A 17,927-nucleotide genomic window follows, 5' to 3' on the forward strand; every position below is an offset into this window, starting at 1 on the left:
CTATCAATCACCACGCAAAATTAAAAAAATAATCACAAAACAAACAAATAAAGCTTGAAAAACAGACGATTTAACTATACTGTTGTTACATACAGTGTTTTTACATACAGGTTAATATATGCTTTCTAATCATGCGAAAATAGTGCTTAATACAAGAAATTCTCTGCAGCAATCGTTGCAAAGTCACACACATTTATCCTATTTACATCTATCTTATGATTTAAATAATTACCATTCATTATTAACGCATATTAGTGAAGTTGATGATCCTCGTTGGGTTTTATTCATCTCCCCACCAGGAAAACCAAACGTTAACTTTTTAACACAAGCAGGTATAAACAAAAATCGTATTATTATCTTGCCACAAAATAGAGTAGATAATGCGGATGAGCTGATGAAAATGGCATTAGCAAGTAACAATTATGCAACGGTCATTGGCTGGAACAAACAGTGTGAAAAAGCAACACAAGATGAATTAAGATTAATTGCGGAAAAAAATAAAACTCATTGTTTTATCTATTGTGCACAATAATATGCTGTATTTTATGAAATTCGTTATAATGATAATTTCAATTTTTCATAGTGAGTTATTAATGTATCCATATAGCGAGAAGACCAAACAATTAATCAGCCTCATTGCCAGTGGTGACGCGGCATATATACCTAAAGCAATTACCTGTGCGATTAAAGCGCTTGATGCCATTGCTGCCAATGAAGAGCTCAGTAAACAAGTACGAGAAGACGCAGCCTTTGCGGCAGCAAATTTAATACTCAGTGATTACAATGATAATGATTAATAGCAATTCGCATTATATTATGCGGATTGGTATACACATTAGCTGAATAAAAAAGGAGCCCAAAGGCTCCTTTTTGCATGCTAACGAGAAGAACGGTTAACCAATGTGAGTCAAACCACCCATGTAGTGCTGTAAAACTCGAGGTATCTCAATGCGTCCATCTTCCAGTTGATAATTCTCAAGAATTGCCACTAAAGTACGCCCTACCGCTAACCCTGAACCATTTAATGTATGTAACAACTCTGGTTTTTTAGCGCCTACGGCACGAAATCTTGCCTGTAGACGACGCGCTTGGAAATCGCCCATATTAGAGCATGATGAAATCTCACGGTAACTATTTTGAGCTGGCACCCATACTTCAAGATCGTATGTTTTAGTGGCACCAAATCCCATGTCTCCTGTACATAAAACAACTTTACGATATGGTAACTCAAGGTTTTTCAATACCTGTTCAGCATGGCCCGTTAGCGCTTCTAATGCTGCAAAACTCTGCTCTGGATGTACGATTTGTACGAGTTCAACTTTATCAAATTGGTGTTGGCGAATTAATCCGCGCGTGTCTCGCCCATAGGATCCCGCTTCACTACGAAAACAGGGGGTATGTGCTGTCATTTTGATTGGCAATTCCGATTCATCATAAATCATATCACGTGCCATGTTAGTTAGTGGCACTTCTGCAGTTGGAATTAACGACATACCAATGCCCTCTTCCGTTGCTGCCATGGTATTAAACAAGTCAGCACCAAATTTTGGTAATTGCCCTGTACCATACAAACTATCGGCATTGACTAAGTAAGGCACATATAACTCGGTATAACCATGCTCGTTAGTATGAAGATTCAACATATACTGTGCCAACGCGCGATGCAATTTAGCAATTTGACCTTGCATAACGATAAAACGAGAACCACTAATCTTAACTGCCGATTTAAAGTCTAATCCACCTAATGCTTCACCTAGATCTACGTGATCTTTTACCGTAAAAGCAAATTCTTTAGGCGTTCCCCAAGTTAGTACTTCTACATTTTCAGTTTCATCTTTACCAAGTGGCACTGATTCATGCGGTAGATTAGGAATACTTAATGAGATTTGCTTTATTTGCTCAGATAATGTGGCAAACTCTTCCTTAGCTGCATCAAGTTGAACAGCAAACTGCCCCATCTCTTCACGTAAAACAGAAATATCTTCACCACGTTTAGCAGCCAACCCAATTTCTTTAGATCGACTATTACGCTCCGCTTGTAATGTTTCTGTCTTAATTTGCAGCGTTTTTCTTTTTTCTTCGAGTTGATTAATTAAATCAACATCTAAATTAAAACCACGTGAAGCTAATCTTGTAGCGGTTTCATCTATTTCATTACGTAAAAATTTGGGATCTAACATGCTTTTTCCTAACTCTTTAAGACTAATAATGTACCAACATAAGTGGCTAATAAACAAACCACAACATTCAATAAGACATTTAAGCTGGCCTTGATCCACTCCCCTTGCTGTAAGAGCATCAAGTTATCCATCGAAAATGTTGAAAATGTGGTTAATGCACCTAAAAATCCAATACCGATCAACGGCCACCAAGGTGATGATGTAATTGTTTCTTGTTGAACAAGCTGAAAAATATACCCCATAATCAGCGAACCCAAAATATTAACCGTCAGTGTAGCAAATGGAAAACCTTTTCCAAAGAGGCTTACCATGCCAATTGAAATTAAATAACGTAATGTTGCGCCAAAGGCACCACCGCAAGCGACTAATGCTATATTTGCAACCATATTATTCATAACGTTTATCCATACTTTGTAAATTTAAGTGGCGTAGGTAATTTAATTTTTCAGATATCTGCTTCTCAAAGCCACGATCCGTTGGCTGATAAAAATGTATACCTTGCAATTCCACAGGGAGATAAACTTCCCCGGCAGCAAAAGCACCATCTTCATCGTGAGCATAACGATAGCTTGCACCATGATTGAGTTCAGCCATTAGCTTCGTAGGTGCGTTACGCAAATGCAGTGGCACATCATACTCTGGTAACTCTTTTACGGCTTGTTTAGCCTTAGCAAAAGCGGTATATACCGCATTACTTTTGGGGGCTGCGGCACAATAAACAATAGCCTGTGCGATAGCGCGCTCACCTTCATAGGGACCAACACGACTAAAGCAATCCCATGCATTAATTGCCATTTGCATTGCTCGTGGATCTGCATTACCAATATCTTCAGAGGCAATCGCTAAAAGACGCCGAGCAACATAAAGCGGATCACAGCCACCTGCTAACATTCGAGCGAACCAATACAGCGCGGCATCGGGATCTGAGCCGCGGACAGATTTATGAAAAGCTGAAATGAGATCATAAAAGAGATCCCCCTGCTTATCAAAACTAACCCCTTCTCGGCCTGCAATTTCCATCAGCAATTCGATGGTTATCACTAGCTCCCCGCTATTTTCATCAGCCATATCCGCCAACAATTCTAGATAGTTAAGCGCTTTACGTGCATCACCTTGTACTAATTGTGCTAATTTTTGTTGCACACCATCAATGAAACGAATATTTTTATTCCCTAAACCGTGTGGTGCGAGGCAAGCTTGCTCTATAACAGCAACAATCTCATCATCCGTTAGCTTTTTTAACAGATAAACTCGAGCCCGAGATAATAATGCATTATTAAGCTCAAAGGAGGGATTTTCAGTGGTAGCGCCAACAAACAAGATAGTGCCATTTTCAATATAGGGTAAAAATGCATCCTGCTGACTTTTATTAAAACGATGTACTTCATCGACAAACAGTAACGTTCTAATGCCTGCTGTTTGATTTTGTTGAGCAATTGCAATGGCCGCACGTATCTCTTTTATACCCGAGGTGACTGCCGATAGGCGTTGTACATCGGCACGACAATAATGTGCAATAAGCTCAGCTAGGGTTGTTTTACCGGTACCGGGAGGCCCCCATAAAATCATAGAGTGTGCAGCACCATTTTCGACTGCTTTACGCAATGGTTTATGTTCACTAATAATATGGGTCTGGCCAATATAGTCAGCAAAAACCTTTGGCCGCATGCGAGCTGCCAAAGGTTGAAAATCATTATCAATGGTAAAAAGATCTTTCATTAACGTTGGTCGTCTATCTCAACACCCGCTGGTATTTTAAATTCAAAAAAGTCTGGCGCAATTTTTGTTAATGGTTGTTTATAGGTCAAGGTAAATGTGCTGCGCTGCCCCTGTGCTTCAACAACGATAAATTTACTTATGCTATCATTTGCTGAGAATTCAAAAATAAAAGTATGACCTTGCGCTTTAGTATCCAGACTAGTAACGGTAAATATATCCCCTTCTTTAACAACTTTATAGTCTGCCCATTGCTGTTCATTGGCACCAGATAGTAAAATAAAGGGCGTACCTTCCATTGCATCTCGTAAATTTATTAATGTGACTTGTTCAATAAAGGGGCTATAAATCCACATCGTTTGCCCATTCGCGACGATTAATTCTTCCTCTGGCGTAGCCACGTGCCAACGAAATTTACCCGGACGCAATATCACTAATTCACCAGCACTTTTGTTTAGTACCTTGCCTTCGTCGCTGCTAACAAGTTGGGTAAAATCAGCCTCTAACTGAGTGAATCTCTCTAACTTTTGCTTAAGTAACATCGCATCAGTTAATTCTGTAGCAAGTACAAAATTGGGTAATATTAATAAACCACATAAAATAGCCATGACTTTTTTCATTTATCTTAATCCTTAACGGGTGGTGGGGCGAGTACATCTCGATTACTATTCGCACCAGAGGGTGCACTAATAACCCCCTGAGCTTGTAACTGGTCAACTAAACGTGCAGAACGGTTGTAACCGATTCTAAACTTGCGCTGAATACTGGAAATGGATACTTTTCGAGTTTCTGTTATAAATTCAACAACTTCATCAAATAATGGATCAATATCATCTTCCCCTTCTATCTCTTCTCCAGGCAATAAGCTATCTAAGGTCATATCACCAGCCAATATGTCAGCAATATAGTTTGGCTCTCCTCTTTTTTTCCAATCGGCGACAACTCGATGCACTTCGTGGTCATCAACAAAAGCACCATGGACACGTGTCGGTACCCCGACCCCAGGGGGCATAAATAACATATCACCATGACCCAATAGTGTTTCAGCCCCCTGCTGACCTAGAATAGTACGTGAATCGATTTTACTGGAAACCTGAAATGCAATACGGGTAGGAATATTTGCTTTAATTAAGCCAGTAATAACATCCACTGAGGGGCGTTGAGTGGCTAAGATTAAGTGGATACCTGCCGCTCGTGCTTTCTGTGCAATACGAGTAATTAACTCTTCACATTTTTTACCGACAATCATCATCATATCAGCAAATTCATCGACAACGACCACAATACTCGGTAATTTATGTAACTCTGGAGCGCTGACATCCATACTATCACCGGGTTTCCAAAGAGGATCCGTTAACGGCGTGCCTGCTTCTAGTGCCTCTTTCACTTTGCTGTTGTAACCTGCTAATGTTCGCACGCCAATTTCAGAGAGCAATTTATAGCGGCGCTCCATTTCGCCGACACACCAACGCAGTGCATTTGCGGCATCTTTCATATCAGTAACCACTTCAGTCAAAAGGTGTGGTATACCTTCGTAGACACTTAACTCCAACATTTTTGGATCTATCAGAATCATGCGAACATCTTCTGGCGCAGATTTATAGAGTAAGCTAACCAACATGCAGTTCACACCCACAGACTTACCCGAACCGGCCGTACCTGCGACCAACAAGTGCGGCATTTTACCTAAATCTACGACAACGGGATCACCTGAAATGTCAGCACCAAGCACCATGCTCAAGGGGGATTTTGCCTGTTGAAACGCTTCACTGCCTAATACTTCAGATGCATAAACGATGGCTCGATGTTTATTCGGTAATTCCAATGCGATAACCGCTTTTCCCGGTATTTGATCAACAACACGAACACTCATCGCGGAAAGTGCACGGGCTAAATCTTTTTCTAAACTTGAAATAGCGCTCACTTTCATCCCTGGGGCTAAGGCCAACTCGAAACGAGTAATAACAGGGCCGGGTAATACATCAACCACATCAGCTTTAATTTTAAACTCTAATAATTTACTTTCTACTAAGCGAGCCGCCGTATCGAGTTCTTCCTGTGATATCGGATTGACTTCTTTATTTGGTCTGTCTAAAAGATCAATACTTGGAAAAGGGGCTAATCCATGTTCGATTTTGCGCTGTATCACTGGTTTTGCATGATCGGGTAGATGGCTAAAATCAATTTTTACAGGTTTTATCTCCTCTTTTTCTTCATACGGAAGCGTAAGCTCATTATCGAAAATATCATCATAATCCGTATCAATTTGTAATGGAACTTCCTCTTGTTGAGCGGCAATCTCTGTCGGAGAAAAAGAAAATTCTTCATTGTAAGTCGATTTATAGTGAATACTTTGATCGTTGATTTCGACAATAGGATCTGCCTGTGCCTTTTTTTGAGGTGATAATTTTTTTGTAATAGGAAGCTCTGCTGCTTGCTCTATTTTCCTTTGTTGTCTTGCTGTTTGCCAAGCTTGTAGCTTGGCAGGAAAATTGAATAACCCCACGAAAAAGCTAATGGTCAGCGCGCCGATAGAATCAATTAATCGTAGCCAGGAAAACCCGAGTAATAATGTACTTCCAGAAATAAAAAGCGTTAATAAAATTAAATTTACAGCGAGTAAGCTAAAAAAAACTAACATACTTTGTGCGATCACATCACCAATCAACCCACCTGAGGGGTAGTAATGAAAATCGTTAAAATTCAATGATGCTAATGCAGATAAACTAAATATAGTAAAAATAAAGCCAATTATACGCAGACCTAAATTTAAAAAATCGATATCTAAACTAAATTGTGGTTTCCACAACATTGCCCAGGCCAGAAAAGTGATGATTATCGGCACAAGATAAGCTAATAAGCCAAAGGTATAAAATAAAATATCAGCACTCCACGCACCGACTCGTCCACCTGCGTTTTCTATTTCTGCAACCCACTGCTGTTGAGACCAACTTGGATCGACAGGTGAAAATGTAAAAAGTGAAATTGCAATGAAAATAGCGACAAATACGGTAATAATGATGCCAACTTCAAATAATTTTTGCACACCTGAGAGGTGATTGATCATATTTTTTTTAAGCAAAAGTTGATCCCTATAGAATAAAAAAATCTAGCCGATATCATACAGATAACTAGGTAATAGTGTACAGGTTTACAGCTATTTTAATCTAAAAAATCATCAGGAAGTTGATGCCGTAAGCGTAACCAAATTTTACCACTTGCAAATGCCGAGTCACGGACGATTTGCATAATTCGTTCAGACTCTCCTTTTTCTAAAACTTTTTTTATGTCAGCATAAAAAGCCAACGCTATAGATCTTGCTTCCGAATTAGAAAAGTAGAAAGTACCAACTTTCCGATATAAGTCTTGCAGGCCATTTAGAATTAAAACATAAATCATGTTGTTCGATGAAACAGCAACGTGATGATAAAAATCATAATCAAACTTAGTAAAGGTTTCACTGCTGGCATCAATTGATGGTGTGTTAGCTAAGAAAGCTAAGACACTTTGGTGATTATGCTTTGCGGCCATGCGTAAAATAATTGTGCTAATATTGGTTCTTACCGACATTAGTTGGTCAATAAAGTCACTACGCCTGTCAATATCAAGTCTGGTTAATGTGCTTAAAATGTTTAAACCAGATGTTTGCCAAAAATCGTTAACTCGCGTCGCCTTACCATGCTGTATGGTGATCCAACCATCTTTAGCTAAACGCTGCAACACTTCGCGCAATGTTGTTCGGGTAACACCTATTTTATCAGCAAGCAAACGCTCTGCAGGAAGTTTTGAGTGTATTGCAATTGTACCATTCCAAATAGATTCTATTAAATATTGCTCAGCAACATCCGCAGGTCCCTTGGCTTTCACTATCATGTTTATTTTCACCTATTTTCATTTTTATAAAAAAATACAGAGATTCTTTGATAAAGCGAGTAATACTATACCCATGCTACTTCAAGATGCAAAGATATCAAGAAAAGCGTACTGCTACTAATCCGCATAAGTCTCTGATCTATAATTGGTAGATAATGATGGGGTTTGCTATTATATTTACACTGTTTTTTGTAGATTCTAATTGACTGTATGTTACTGTTGCTGTTGAATATACCCATGATACTTCAAGATGCAAAGTCAGCAAGAAAAAGAGATGCGAGACATAAAATAGAAGTATAGTGATTCTACATAGATATTTTATAACAAAGCAGATTGGTGCTCTTTTACACTAGGAATAAACTGTGCAAACAACACTAACAAACCTATCTAAACAACGCTGGCCATGGTTACTTCTTGCCGCAAGTGCATTAACTTTAGAATTATGCGCACTTTTTTTTCAACACGTGATGAAATTAGAACCCTGTGTTATGTGTGTTTATGAACGTGTTGCTATGTTAGGTATTCTATTTTCAGGTTTATTAGGGGCAACTGCACCACAAAATACCATCGTTCGTAGCAGTGGTTTTTTAATATGGATTATTAGTGCCGTTAAAGGGCTATTATTAGCGCTCCAGCATACCGATTTTCAAATGAATCCATCGCCATTTGCCACCTGCGACTTCTTTCCTGATTTCCCAACTTGGGCTCCATTACATGAATGGTTTCCATGGTTATTTAACCCAACAGGTGACTGCTCTGAGATTGTTTGGCAATTTTTTGGTTATTCTATGCCGCAATGGTTAATCGTCTGTTTTACTATTTACTGCATCATATTTATCGTCGTTATATTAGGTACATTCTTTACAAAAAAATAGTATCAAGATTTCTCATTTTCTGCGCTAATAATAACCGAGGGGGCTACCGCCCCTTCTATCCCTGCATCTTACAGTACATTAAGAGTTTATTTTACACGTATTAAACTATGATATTGTTCGTCGATGTTTAGTTTAACCACTTGTGAAAGCTTCATCTTATCTATTTTCTCTATAATAACGTCACTGTAACCACGCTTATGCATCCAAGACATTGGCGATGAAAAAGCATCTTCATTAAGAATAAAGGTATCATTTAATAAAGCGCTATGATCAGCGGATTTTTTTTGGATACTAACGATCCAAATGCGCTCTTGAAAAATTTGTACTTTCTTACAAGTTTGCACAATTTTTTGCCAAGTATCCGATAAAAAGGCCATTCTCCCCCCTTTATATTTAATTATTGACGCTGCAAACTATTAGAATCAGTATGCTCTACAACTTTTCCATAAATATCAACAACCATAGTCTGTTGATAGCAAAGTTTATCTGGATAGAGTCTCATTTGTTGCACATAACTTATTAGTTTTGCTTTTTCATGCATAAAGGGAGATTGGATCAATTGTTGCTCTTTTTCAGTATCATCTGCTTTTACATCAAAAACAGTCGTGCCGCTTATATCTACTTTTCCAGCAGCTAATACACAAATGCCGCGCGGTATAACTAAGGAGTGCATAACGTCATTTGTTTGTTGGTTCCACATCCAATAGCCGCTTTCATGATGTATAACTTTATCATCACCATGACGTTGCACCTTTTGTATATAATGCACCGCACTTAATACTTCTTGCTCCGCATTAGTGACTTCGGAGGCTTCACTAAATGTCATGGTTTCATAATAATTGTTATTTTCTATACCATCAGGTTCGGGCGCAACATCTTTGCCCGCGTTACCAAACCATGTACCAATCAAGCCAGTTAAAGGGCCGTAATTAACGCATTTCTCATTCATATTAACGATCACTTTCTGATTTTATTTTACATTAACATATCAATTTATTGTTAAGCTACCCCATCCTTCAACTAAAGATTAGTAATGGCAACGGGCGGATCAATAAAGCCTTGATAAGCTTCTGTGTGCAATGAACGCATTGATTGTAAATGCTGTTCATTTTGAATGCCTGTCATGACCACTTTAATATTTAGGCCATGGGCAATGCTAATTAAAGCCTGACAAAGTGATAAATTATATTGTCTATCAACTTCTTCGTTGCTGCCATAGGATGACAAAGAGAGATCCAATTTAATATAATAGGGTTGAATTTCTCTTAGATAGTCTAATGAATCTAGCTGTCTACCACAATTATCGACACCAAAACGAGCACCTGCATTATTGATAATATTACAGAGTTCAAGACAAATCTCTAAATCATTAGTGACCCCCGATTCAGGGAGGTCAAAGTGAAGCATCTGAGTATTCTCAACTGACTGCAAGTATTCTGTTAACCATGCATGAAACTCTAAATCCACTAAACTTTCTCTACACAAATTGACCGCTATTGGTTCGCTCACCATAGTAAGTAACTGTTTATCGGCAATATTCTGTAATAAGCAACGATCTAAACTTGTCCCCAACGAAGAACGTTCGACATAGGGCATAAACTGCCCTGCTGGTACTATTTTGTTGTCTATTTGTAAGCGCGAATAGACTTCACGATGCATAACATTACCGCTATCAATGAGGTTAATAGGCTGCCACTGAAGAATAAATTGATTATTACTAATTGCATCACTTAAACGGGTACGCCAATCTTCTCGACTTAATCCCTGTTGCGTGTTGACTGAATACCAACTACTTACTTGCTCTGCTTGTAGTGCTTGCTGTAGTGCGTTGTCCGCTTGCGATAACAACTCCATGCGTGTTACTTCATCGACTCTTTCAGCAATCCCGATAGCAAAGTTACTATTACTTTGACATCCAGCTTTCGTCATCTCTTGATTAATCAAACGAATAAGTGATTGTAAATAGGTGGTTAACTGTTCTTTGTCTGCTTTCATCACTACAAATGCAAATTCAGTATTGGATATACGTGCAATAATTGCATTGTTAGATAAAACGGACTTGAATTGATTAGCTAATACCTTAATGGTCTCATCTCTTACTTTAAAACCATATTTACTATGTATATCTTCTAACCAATCAAGTTTGGCTAACATTAAACCACCAAATCCAGGTTCATCTAGCCAGCTATTAAGTTGCCCCGTTAAATATAAACGGTTCGGCAGTGTCGATACAGGATCGATTAATTTATCATGTTTTAGAGTCTTAACCTGATCGTCAAGGGAGCTAAAAACAAGTTGAAGTTGCCCTGACATAGAGTTAATTGCTGCCACGACGTCACTCAATTCACGTGTTTTAGGCAACGGCATATCCTGACTAAAATTACGTTTAGCAATATCAGCCGCATGTGTCGCCACTTCATGTAACGGTCGTAATATAGATTTAAGACGTAGGCGCATTAAGAAAATGGAGAGTAAAAAAAGTGCTGAAAGTACCATTGCCGTATCATTCATAATTCGCCATAACTCTCGATAGCCAATGGCAGGATTAGATTCTATTTTTAGCTTAGCTAATTGTAACCAACCGGAGGTAATAACAACTTCAGATACTTGCGGTTCAAAAAGTTGTAAATCAATAAACCACTGTGGCACCTCACGACTGACAATGGGATTTTCCCATACTTGCTCTTTTTGATCGCTTAACCAAATTAAATTTACCTTCTGATAAAAGCCCCCTTCAAAAATCACATTGATTAACGTATCAACAGTTGCGGTATCACCAACTTCTAAGTGAGGTTTTAACATTAAACTTAAGGATGTCGTTGTATTATTTAAATCCGACTCCATTTGGTTAGTCATAAAAGCTCTGGTTTCTGTAAATTGAAAATATACTAAACTGCACATTACCAATAAAAACAGTCCAAATAACAAGGAATTTATCTGGTTAAAAAGGGTCATTGATCAATTACTCCAAGTTTAGTTTTGGTTTTCTCATCGTTGAGATTCGCATACGTTGATTCAGATTTGACCAACGCTTTAAACGTTCCGATTTTCCAGCAAGCACGCCTTGCCCTTTTTCTTTATTCATCCAAAGTTGCTTACCATTAAAACTATAAACAGGTATTAAGTCCTGTCTTTGGTTTGCAGGTTTAATTTGTCCAATAAGGTTATCTAAAATCAATGGTATGGCATTAGGTGTTTCATAATACGCAACCACCATATGATACTGGTTAAGTTTAACCGCTTTTACCATAGTAATACGCATTTTTTCATCGGGGATACCTAACTCGAGCAAGGTAAAATACTTTGCAATGGCAAAATCTTCACAATCGCCCCCATTAACACCTAAAAATTCAACGGGAGTGGCCCAATAGTTTTTTAGTCCCCACAGCTTAATATCATCAACAAAATGGAGTAGATTAAAAAAATTATTAATCTTTTCTAGCTTATCCAATGAGGATAAAGGTAACGCTGTTTCCATTACATTAAACCAAGCTTGGCCACGTAAATAAGCGCGTTCACCATAATTTTGATGCAGTGCATTTAAGATTTTTTGTTGCTCTAAATGGTTTAATAAACCAGCACAGGCAATGCTTGAAACTATTAGTAAAAAACTAATTAGATACAAACTAATTTGGCTGTGAATATAGCGCATAAGATAACTAACTATTCGCTAGGTTCATCAACGCTATAAATCGTCCACTTCAAATCATTAACGGAATATTCCCCACTAATTTCAGCAACGATACGTCGATTTTTAGCATGAATATATTCATCGTCTCCCTCTAGCATCAGTCGTTCAAAACCATAACCTATCGCTGTAATTCTTGTTACATCGATAGCAAATTCATTAACCAGTATGTTTTTAATCGCTTCAGCTCGACGTTGTGACAACAGTTGATTATGTGAACGTGTTCCCCTAATGCTGGTATGCCCTTCGATAACAAGCGTTGTAGCTGGATAACGCCCCATGAATGTCGCTAAAGATTCTATTTCGCTAAAATACTCTGGTTTAACCTGATAGGAGTCAATATCAAAGTTAACTAATAATTCAAAACGCGCTGTTTCGATATGCAGGGCACTACAACCGTCATTATCTACTAATGCGCCAGCAGGTGAGTCAGGGCATTTATCTCGTGCAATAATAACGCCGTCCGCTTCACTATCCGATAAATCAAACACTTGAGGGGTTGGCTCTGGGGTCATATCGATAACTTGTACAGAACAAGCTGCCGTAAACGTTAGCAAAAATAATGGTATTAAAAATCTCATTGTTCCACTCCTCCAGCAAATTGCGTTTCACCCTGCCATGATGCGGGACGCGTAACGCGAAATGATTTAACAAGTTTCCCCATAGCATGTAAAATTCTATATTGTGCTGTAATTTCACTCATTTCCGCATCAAGGTAATCTCGGCGAGATTGGTATAGTTCATTCTCTGTATCTAATAAATCCAGCAAACTTCTCTGCCCAACTTTAAACTGCTCTTTGTAATCAGACTGCGTATCCTTTGAGGCAATGACATGCATTTTTATATATTTTTTCTGTAAATTTAGTTGTTCAAACGCATTCCAAGAAAGAATAAAACCTTCCGTGACTTGTCGATGAACATTACGATTGAGCTCTTCTGCTTCATTGGTTTTATAGGCGGTTTCTTTTGCGTAGGCTTTGTCTTTGCCTCCTGCAAAAATATTATAGGAAAAACGTACCATCGCTTGAACGTTATTATTCTCACTACCAACATTGTCATTGAGTCCCCAACCATCTTCACCATTAACATTGTCACTATGCGTTGCGCTAAGCTCTAAGGTTATACGTGGAAAATAGTTAGCTTTCGATGATTCATGTTGTGCCCTAGCTGAGCTAATATCATTAGCAGCAGCCTTAATAACTGGGTTATTGCTTAAAGCACTTTGCAATCCAACTTCTTGGTCTGCAGGTAGTAGTGAGGCATCAGGATAAGGAATAACTAAATTCTCAGGGCGTTGATTAATAACACGGTAAAAAGTAACTTTGCTATCAATGTAATTATTTTTTGCCGCAATCAGGTTGGAGTGAGCCTTAGCTAAACGGCCATTAATTTGTGATAAATCTGCGCTACTACTAAAACCAGAATCAGTGCGTTGTTTAATTTGCTCATATATTTCTTCATGTGATTGTAAATTTTTTTCTGATAAAACGACTAGTTTCTCTGCCTTAATTAAATCAACATAAACTTTGCTAATTTGTAATGCGAGATCCTCAGCAAGTGCGTATAGGCGCCATTGTTCTGCACTGGTTGCATAGCTTGTACGTTTCACTTCGTTCTCAGTGAGAAAACCATTAAAAATATTTTGAGAAAGGCTAATACCAATTTCGCTGCGCATTAAATCTTCATGATCATCGCCATCATCACTCCGGCGTGTGCTTGGGCTATCTGTATACTCATAACCATAGCCACCATTTAAATCAATACTTGGTAAATACCCCGACTGGGATTGTTCAACTTGTTTCTCCTTCGCTTTAAAACGCGTATAAGCTGCTCGGATCTCCGGATTGCTATCAAATGCATAGGCAACGGCTTGCTCTAAGGATTGAGCGTTAGCGATAGTCGGTAGCAACAGCGAAGCAACCAATAAGCCGGATATGTTTTTTTTAAAATAGACAAAATGATTACGTTTCATGTTAACTCCATTTAATGTACTAGCTATTACGACTAGTATTCCCTAAGAGCCATCTCTTGTGCTCTTAATATTGGGTTTAATATATATTCTAAAACTGTTCTTTTACTAATAATGACATCAACACTGGTCATCATCCCAGGTATAATCGGCATCTCGTTATTATCTTTACCATATACACTCGATTCCGTCGTTCTTACCCTGATGATGTAATAGCTATTGCCCTCTTCATCTTGTGTCGTATCCGCACTAATATGCTCAACAATACCGTCTAATCCACCATAACGAGTAAAATCATAGGCCGTTATTTTTACACGGGCAGGTAACCCAACATGAATAAATCCAATATCTTTAGGTGATATTTTAGCCTCGACTAATAACTTGTCCTGCGTCGGTACAATCTCTAATAACTTTTGACCCGGTTGTACCACACCACCTAATGTAGTGATATAAATTGTTTTTATTGTGCCCACAACGGGGGATATTATCAGAGCCTTGTTTACTTTATCTTGAACTCCCACCTGTGCTTCGGTAATTCTTGAAAATTTAGTTTGTAATTCGTTAAGCTGTTTGCGCACATCAGTGCGATATGCGAGTACGGCTTCACGGCGTTTTAACACGGCTTCTTCGAGAGCCGATTCAAGCTTTGGTTTTAATAGACGTAGAGCCGATAATTCACCAGCAATATCATTTACATTTCGTTCAAGTTTAAGCAATTCTATTTCTGGCACGATATTTTTTTCTGCCAGAGGACGCGTTAATTTCAACTCTCGGTTAGCGATATTTAAACTTGTTTTTAATGTCGATATTTTAGAGTCTAACTCTTTAATTTCCTGCTGACGTTGAGTAATTTGTTGTGCCTGTATCGCCACTTGGTTACTCAGGTTACTGAGGCGGGTAGTATACTCATGTTGTTGACGGGAAACCAATTTACTTGAAGTTGCTATCAGATCGTCAGGAAAGACTAAGTTATCCGTGGTAATTTTAATTTGTAGCTTCCACTCTTTTACATCAGCAACTAATATGCTGCTCAATTCTGAGCGTAAACGAATAATATCCGCTCTTAATGCATCAACCTCTTTATTTTGTTGCGCCATATCCGAGCGAAAACGAGTATCGTCGATACGCGCTAAACTCTGCCCCTTACTAACTGACATCCCTTCTTTAACGTATAGCTCTTGTAAGATACCACCATCAAGACTTTGTATAACCTGAATTTGAGATGATGGGATAATTTTCCCCTGCCCTCTTGTTATACGATCCAATTTTGCAAAATATGCCCAAACAAAAAAACAACAAAAAAGTGCTGCCAACGACCAAATGGTTAAGCGATGAATACTGGGTGCTTGAATTAATATTGCGCCGTATACATCATCGGCCATCTCTAAGTCTTGTTTAGATATTTTCATTGTCTGCTCCTGTACCTAGCAAACCTTTTTTTAATTCTTGTATAATTATATCTTTAGCTCTATCGGCGATAATTTTTCCATTATGTAAAACAATAATTCTATCAACTAACTGCAATAGGTGCATTTTATGGGTAATGAGAAGTAACGTCCTATTTTCAGCGGTTTGTTGCATTGATTTGATAAAAAGCTTTTCTGCACGCGCATCCAAACTGGCGGTAGGTTCATCAAGTAATAAAATTTGTGGATCATGTAAAATAGCACGTGCAAGTGCGACAGCTTGCCGTTGTCCACGTGATAAAGATTTACCGCCTTCTCCGACTTGTAGATCTAATCCCTCTGATTCCAAATCAGTAAATAAATTCACCCCAGATAATTGCACGGCACGAATCAATTGATACTCAGTAATTTGCCGAGTACCAAATAAAATATTATCTTTAATTGAGCCATGGAAAAGTACAATATCTTGCGGAAGATAACCAAAATTTCGACGCAAATCACTCGCATGAATCTGACCTTGGTGTAAGCCATCATAGCGAATACTACCCTGCGTTGGTTGATATAAACCGAGTAGCACTTTCGCTAAACTCGATTTACCTGAGCCATTACGACCTATGATCGCTATTTTTTCATGTGGTTTAATGGTTATTGATAGCGGGTACAGTGCGGGTTTTGTCACGTCAGGATAATTAAAGCTAACATGATCAAGGGTAATATGCCCCTCTAATTTACTACGGCTGATGAGGTGCCCTTTATTTTCAAATTCGCCCTCTTGTTTCATAATGCCATCAAGTTGTCGTAATGAACTCATTGTCTGGTTATAACGCATCATCAAAGAAGCAATCTTAGCCATTGGGCCAATCGCTCTGCTAGAAAGCATTACCGCTGCAATAATTCCGCCCATGGAAATTAAACCATCGGAAACACGATAAACCCCTAAAACTATCACGCCCACGGTTGCAAACTGGACAATAAAACTTGACACATTAGCAACAGAATTAGTTAACATTTTACTTTTTAATTGCCAATTTGATGTGTGTCCCAACATTTGTTGCCAGGCATTTTGGACAATTCCTTCAGCACCATTGGCTTTAATCGACTCAAGTGTCGAGAGAGTTTCAATTAAATGACCATGTCGCAATCCTGAAAACTTATTGGTTTCTTCAATCGCTACACGTAATTTAGGTTGCACCATGAAGCTATAGGCGAGAATTAACAGCGTAGCGATAACTGCAAAAATAACTAAGTCTCCAGCAACGATGTATATGATAAACATAAATAATAGAGAAAAAGGTAAATCAACCAGAGCGGTAATTGTTGCTGAAGATAAAAATTCACGAACACTGTCAAACTCACCAAGCTGCTTCGCCATTCCCCCGACACTCGGTGCTCGCTTTTCTAATGGAATGCCAACCGCTTTAGCGAACAGTTGCGATGAGATTTTCACGTCCATTTTTTTGCCAGCAATATCAATTAAATAACTACGTAATTGCTTTAATATTAAATCAAATATATAGGCTACACCACCTCCTATAGCTAGTACCCAGAGGGTCTCAAAGGCTAAATTTGGTACAACTTTGTCGTAAATATTCATGACAAATAATGGGGAGATTAAAGCAAATATATTAACTAAAATGGAAGCAATAATAACATCACGGTAAATAGGTAATGATTGTCGTATATTTTGCCACAGCCAATGCTGCTCAGTATCATTGATATGTACGTCAAAATCGCGATCACCGTGGTACTTTTGTTTAACTAAAAATAAATATCCAACATAAACTGACTCAAGCTCTTCGATGCTTAATTGCGCCTCTCCTCCACTTTCAGATAAAGTGACAATTGCTTTGTTATTTTTTATATCAAGCGATTGCAAAATGCAGGCTTTTTGATCTTTAAGTAACAATATGCAAGGTAGAAACATCGCCGCAATGTCATTTAATCCTTTACGGCTTAATTTGCTGCTTAATCCCGCACGTGCAGCTGCCTGTGGAAAAAGTTCCGCTGATAATTTACTACTATTAAGAGGTAAACCAGCAGATAAAGCTTCTGCAGAACAAGGGTTACCAAAAAATTCGCTAAGAATAACTAGAGAATCAAGCAGTGGATCCGCGCCACCGCCTTGATTTCTATCGATATTCCATTGTGCCTTTGAAGTTGTCGATTCCATTCAATAACATACTCATAAATTAAAAATAAACATATAGCCATGCTACTCAA

General features: G+C 38.4%; 17 protein-coding genes. 3 read left to right on the forward strand and 14 right to left on the reverse strand.

All coding sequences use genetic code 11. The annotated features are described in order from the left end of the window. Positions 1–118: 118 nt before the first annotated feature. Positions 119–532 (forward strand): SulA-like leucine-rich domain-containing protein, encoded by a 414-nt coding sequence (locus AB2N10_RS06795; RefSeq protein ID WP_354624527.1) that lies wholly within the window; start codon positions 119–121, stop codon positions 530–532. A gap of 61 nt (positions 533–593) precedes the next feature. Then, complete coding sequence (locus AB2N10_RS06800) at positions 594–797, forward strand: YaeP family protein (RefSeq protein ID WP_354624528.1); 204 nt, start codon at positions 594–596, stop codon at positions 795–797. A gap of 96 nt (positions 798–893) precedes the next feature. Here AB2N10_RS06800 and serS read toward each other — a convergent pair whose 3' ends face one another. The 6 genes from serS to fadR form a co-directional block, all read right to left on the reverse strand. Then, a complete protein-coding gene (gene serS, locus AB2N10_RS06805) occupies positions 894–2,180 on the reverse strand; it encodes a serine--tRNA ligase (RefSeq protein ID WP_354624529.1) in 1,287 nt (428 codons plus the stop codon). Positions 2,181–2,188: 8 nt separating this feature from the next. Continuing rightward, positions 2,189–2,575 (reverse strand): fluoride efflux transporter CrcB, encoded by a 387-nt coding sequence (gene crcB / locus AB2N10_RS06810; protein ID WP_354624530.1) that lies wholly within the window; start codon positions 2,573–2,575, stop codon positions 2,189–2,191. After that, complete coding sequence (locus AB2N10_RS06815) at positions 2,568–3,899, reverse strand: replication-associated recombination protein A (RefSeq protein ID WP_354624531.1); 1,332 nt, start codon at positions 3,897–3,899, stop codon at positions 2,568–2,570. Before AB2N10_RS06815 ends, crcB begins: the two co-directional genes overlap by 8 nt. Further along, a complete protein-coding gene (lolA, locus tag AB2N10_RS06820; RefSeq protein WP_354624532.1) occupies positions 3,899–4,516 on the reverse strand; it encodes an outer membrane lipoprotein chaperone LolA in 618 nt (205 codons plus the stop codon). Before lolA ends, AB2N10_RS06815 begins: the two co-directional genes overlap by 1 nt. A 5-nt stretch (positions 4,517–4,521) precedes the next feature. Further along, positions 4,522–6,963, reverse strand: a complete 2,442-nt coding sequence (locus AB2N10_RS06825; protein WP_369434655.1) for a DNA translocase FtsK — start codon at positions 6,961–6,963, stop codon at positions 4,522–4,524. Between the two features lie 95 nt (positions 6,964–7,058). Continuing rightward, positions 7,059–7,769, reverse strand: coding sequence for a fatty acid metabolism transcriptional regulator FadR (fadR, locus tag AB2N10_RS06830; RefSeq protein WP_369434537.1), 711 nt, complete (start codon positions 7,767–7,769; stop codon positions 7,059–7,061). Between the two features lie 362 nt (positions 7,770–8,131). On the opposite strand from fadR, the gene dsbB reads away from it, so the two are divergent. After that, on the forward strand, positions 8,132–8,644 hold the full coding sequence (gene dsbB / locus AB2N10_RS06835) for a disulfide bond formation protein DsbB (RefSeq protein ID WP_354624534.1): 513 nt from the start codon (positions 8,132–8,134) through the stop codon (positions 8,642–8,644). A gap of 86 nt (positions 8,645–8,730) precedes the next feature. Here the strand turns inward: dsbB and AB2N10_RS06840 are convergent, their stop codons facing one another. The 8 genes from AB2N10_RS06840 to AB2N10_RS06875 all read right to left on the reverse strand — a co-directional run bounded on the left by AB2N10_RS06840 (position 8,731) and on the right by AB2N10_RS06875 (position 17,877). Then, on the reverse strand, positions 8,731–9,021 hold the full coding sequence (locus tag AB2N10_RS06840) for a hypothetical protein (RefSeq protein WP_354624535.1): 291 nt from the start codon (positions 9,019–9,021) through the stop codon (positions 8,731–8,733). A gap of 20 nt (positions 9,022–9,041) precedes the next feature. Continuing rightward, positions 9,042–9,593 carry a heme-binding beta-barrel domain-containing protein gene (locus AB2N10_RS06845; RefSeq protein ID WP_354624536.1) on the reverse strand — a complete coding sequence of 184 codons (552 nt, stop codon included), beginning with the start codon at positions 9,591–9,593 and terminating at the stop codon, positions 9,042–9,044. A 71-nt stretch (positions 9,594–9,664) separates the two neighbouring features. Further along, positions 9,665–11,599 (reverse strand): EAL domain-containing protein, encoded by a 1,935-nt coding sequence (locus AB2N10_RS06850; RefSeq protein ID WP_369434538.1) that lies wholly within the window; start codon positions 11,597–11,599, stop codon positions 9,665–9,667. Between the two features lie 7 nt (positions 11,600–11,606). Continuing rightward, entirely contained in the window at positions 11,607–12,296 is a 690-nt protein-coding gene (locus AB2N10_RS06855) for a transglutaminase-like cysteine peptidase (RefSeq protein ID WP_354624538.1), read from the reverse strand. A gap of 11 nt (positions 12,297–12,307) precedes the next feature. Further along, positions 12,308–12,913, reverse strand: a complete 606-nt coding sequence (locus tag AB2N10_RS06860; RefSeq protein ID WP_354624539.1) for an OmpA family protein — start codon at positions 12,911–12,913, stop codon at positions 12,308–12,310. Further along, the gene (locus AB2N10_RS06865) at positions 12,910–14,304 is read right to left on the reverse strand and encodes a TolC family outer membrane protein (RefSeq protein ID WP_354624540.1); all 1,395 of its coding nucleotides are present in this window, start codon (positions 14,302–14,304) and stop codon (positions 12,910–12,912) included. Before AB2N10_RS06865 ends, AB2N10_RS06860 begins: the two co-directional genes overlap by 4 nt. Positions 14,305–14,336: 32 nt before the next feature. Then, positions 14,337–15,710 (reverse strand): HlyD family type I secretion periplasmic adaptor subunit, encoded by a 1,374-nt coding sequence (locus AB2N10_RS06870; RefSeq protein WP_354624541.1) that lies wholly within the window; start codon positions 15,708–15,710, stop codon positions 14,337–14,339. After that, positions 15,697–17,877 (reverse strand): type I secretion system permease/ATPase, encoded by a 2,181-nt coding sequence (locus AB2N10_RS06875; protein ID WP_354624542.1) that lies wholly within the window; start codon positions 17,875–17,877, stop codon positions 15,697–15,699. Before AB2N10_RS06875 ends, AB2N10_RS06870 begins: the two co-directional genes overlap by 14 nt. Positions 17,878–17,927 lie beyond the last annotated feature (50 nt).

The sequence above is a fragment of the Psychromonas sp. MME1 genome (genome assembly GCF_041080865.1).
Lineage (GTDB): Bacteria > Pseudomonadota > Gammaproteobacteria > Enterobacterales > Psychromonadaceae > Psychromonas.

What these genes read in the sequence shown, in the direction of transcription:
- AB2N10_RS06795 (WP_354624527.1), top strand. Translation starts at nt 119, where the DNA reads ATGCTTTCTAATCATGCGAAAATAGTGCTTAATACAAGAAATTCTCTG.
- AB2N10_RS06800 (WP_354624528.1), top strand. Translation starts at nt 594, where the DNA reads ATGTATCCATATAGCGAGAAGACCAAACAATTAATCAGCCTCATTGCC.
- serS (WP_354624529.1), bottom strand. Translation starts at nt 2,180, where the DNA reads ATGTTAGATCCCAAATTTTTACGTAATGAAATAGATGAAACCGCTACA.
- crcB (WP_354624530.1), bottom strand. Translation starts at nt 2,575, where the DNA reads ATGAATAATATGGTTGCAAATATAGCATTAGTCGCTTGCGGTGGTGCC.
- AB2N10_RS06815 (WP_354624531.1), bottom strand. Translation starts at nt 3,899, where the DNA reads ATGAAAGATCTTTTTACCATTGATAATGATTTTCAACCTTTGGCAGCT.
- lolA (WP_354624532.1), bottom strand. Translation starts at nt 4,516, where the DNA reads ATGAAAAAAGTCATGGCTATTTTATGTGGTTTATTAATATTACCCAAT.
- AB2N10_RS06825 (WP_369434655.1), bottom strand. Translation starts at nt 6,963, where the DNA reads ATGATCAATCACCTCTCAGGTGTGCAAAAATTATTTGAAGTTGGCATC.
- fadR (WP_369434537.1), bottom strand. Translation starts at nt 7,769, where the DNA reads ATGATAGTGAAAGCCAAGGGACCTGCGGATGTTGCTGAGCAATATTTA.
- AB2N10_RS06840 (WP_354624535.1), bottom strand. Translation starts at nt 9,021, where the DNA reads ATGGCCTTTTTATCGGATACTTGGCAAAAAATTGTGCAAACTTGTAAG.
- AB2N10_RS06845 (WP_354624536.1), bottom strand. Translation starts at nt 9,593, where the DNA reads ATGAATGAGAAATGCGTTAATTACGGCCCTTTAACTGGCTTGATTGGT.
- AB2N10_RS06850 (WP_369434538.1), bottom strand. Translation starts at nt 11,599, where the DNA reads ATGACCCTTTTTAACCAGATAAATTCCTTGTTATTTGGACTGTTTTTA.
- AB2N10_RS06855 (WP_354624538.1), bottom strand. Translation starts at nt 12,296, where the DNA reads ATGCGCTATATTCACAGCCAAATTAGTTTGTATCTAATTAGTTTTTTA.
- AB2N10_RS06860 (WP_354624539.1), bottom strand. Translation starts at nt 12,913, where the DNA reads ATGAGATTTTTAATACCATTATTTTTGCTAACGTTTACGGCAGCTTGT.
- AB2N10_RS06865 (WP_354624540.1), bottom strand. Translation starts at nt 14,304, where the DNA reads ATGAAACGTAATCATTTTGTCTATTTTAAAAAAAACATATCCGGCTTA.
- AB2N10_RS06870 (WP_354624541.1), bottom strand. Translation starts at nt 15,710, where the DNA reads ATGAAAATATCTAAACAAGACTTAGAGATGGCCGATGATGTATACGGC.
- AB2N10_RS06875 (WP_354624542.1), bottom strand. Translation starts at nt 17,877, where the DNA reads ATGGAATCGACAACTTCAAAGGCACAATGGAATATCGATAGAAATCAA.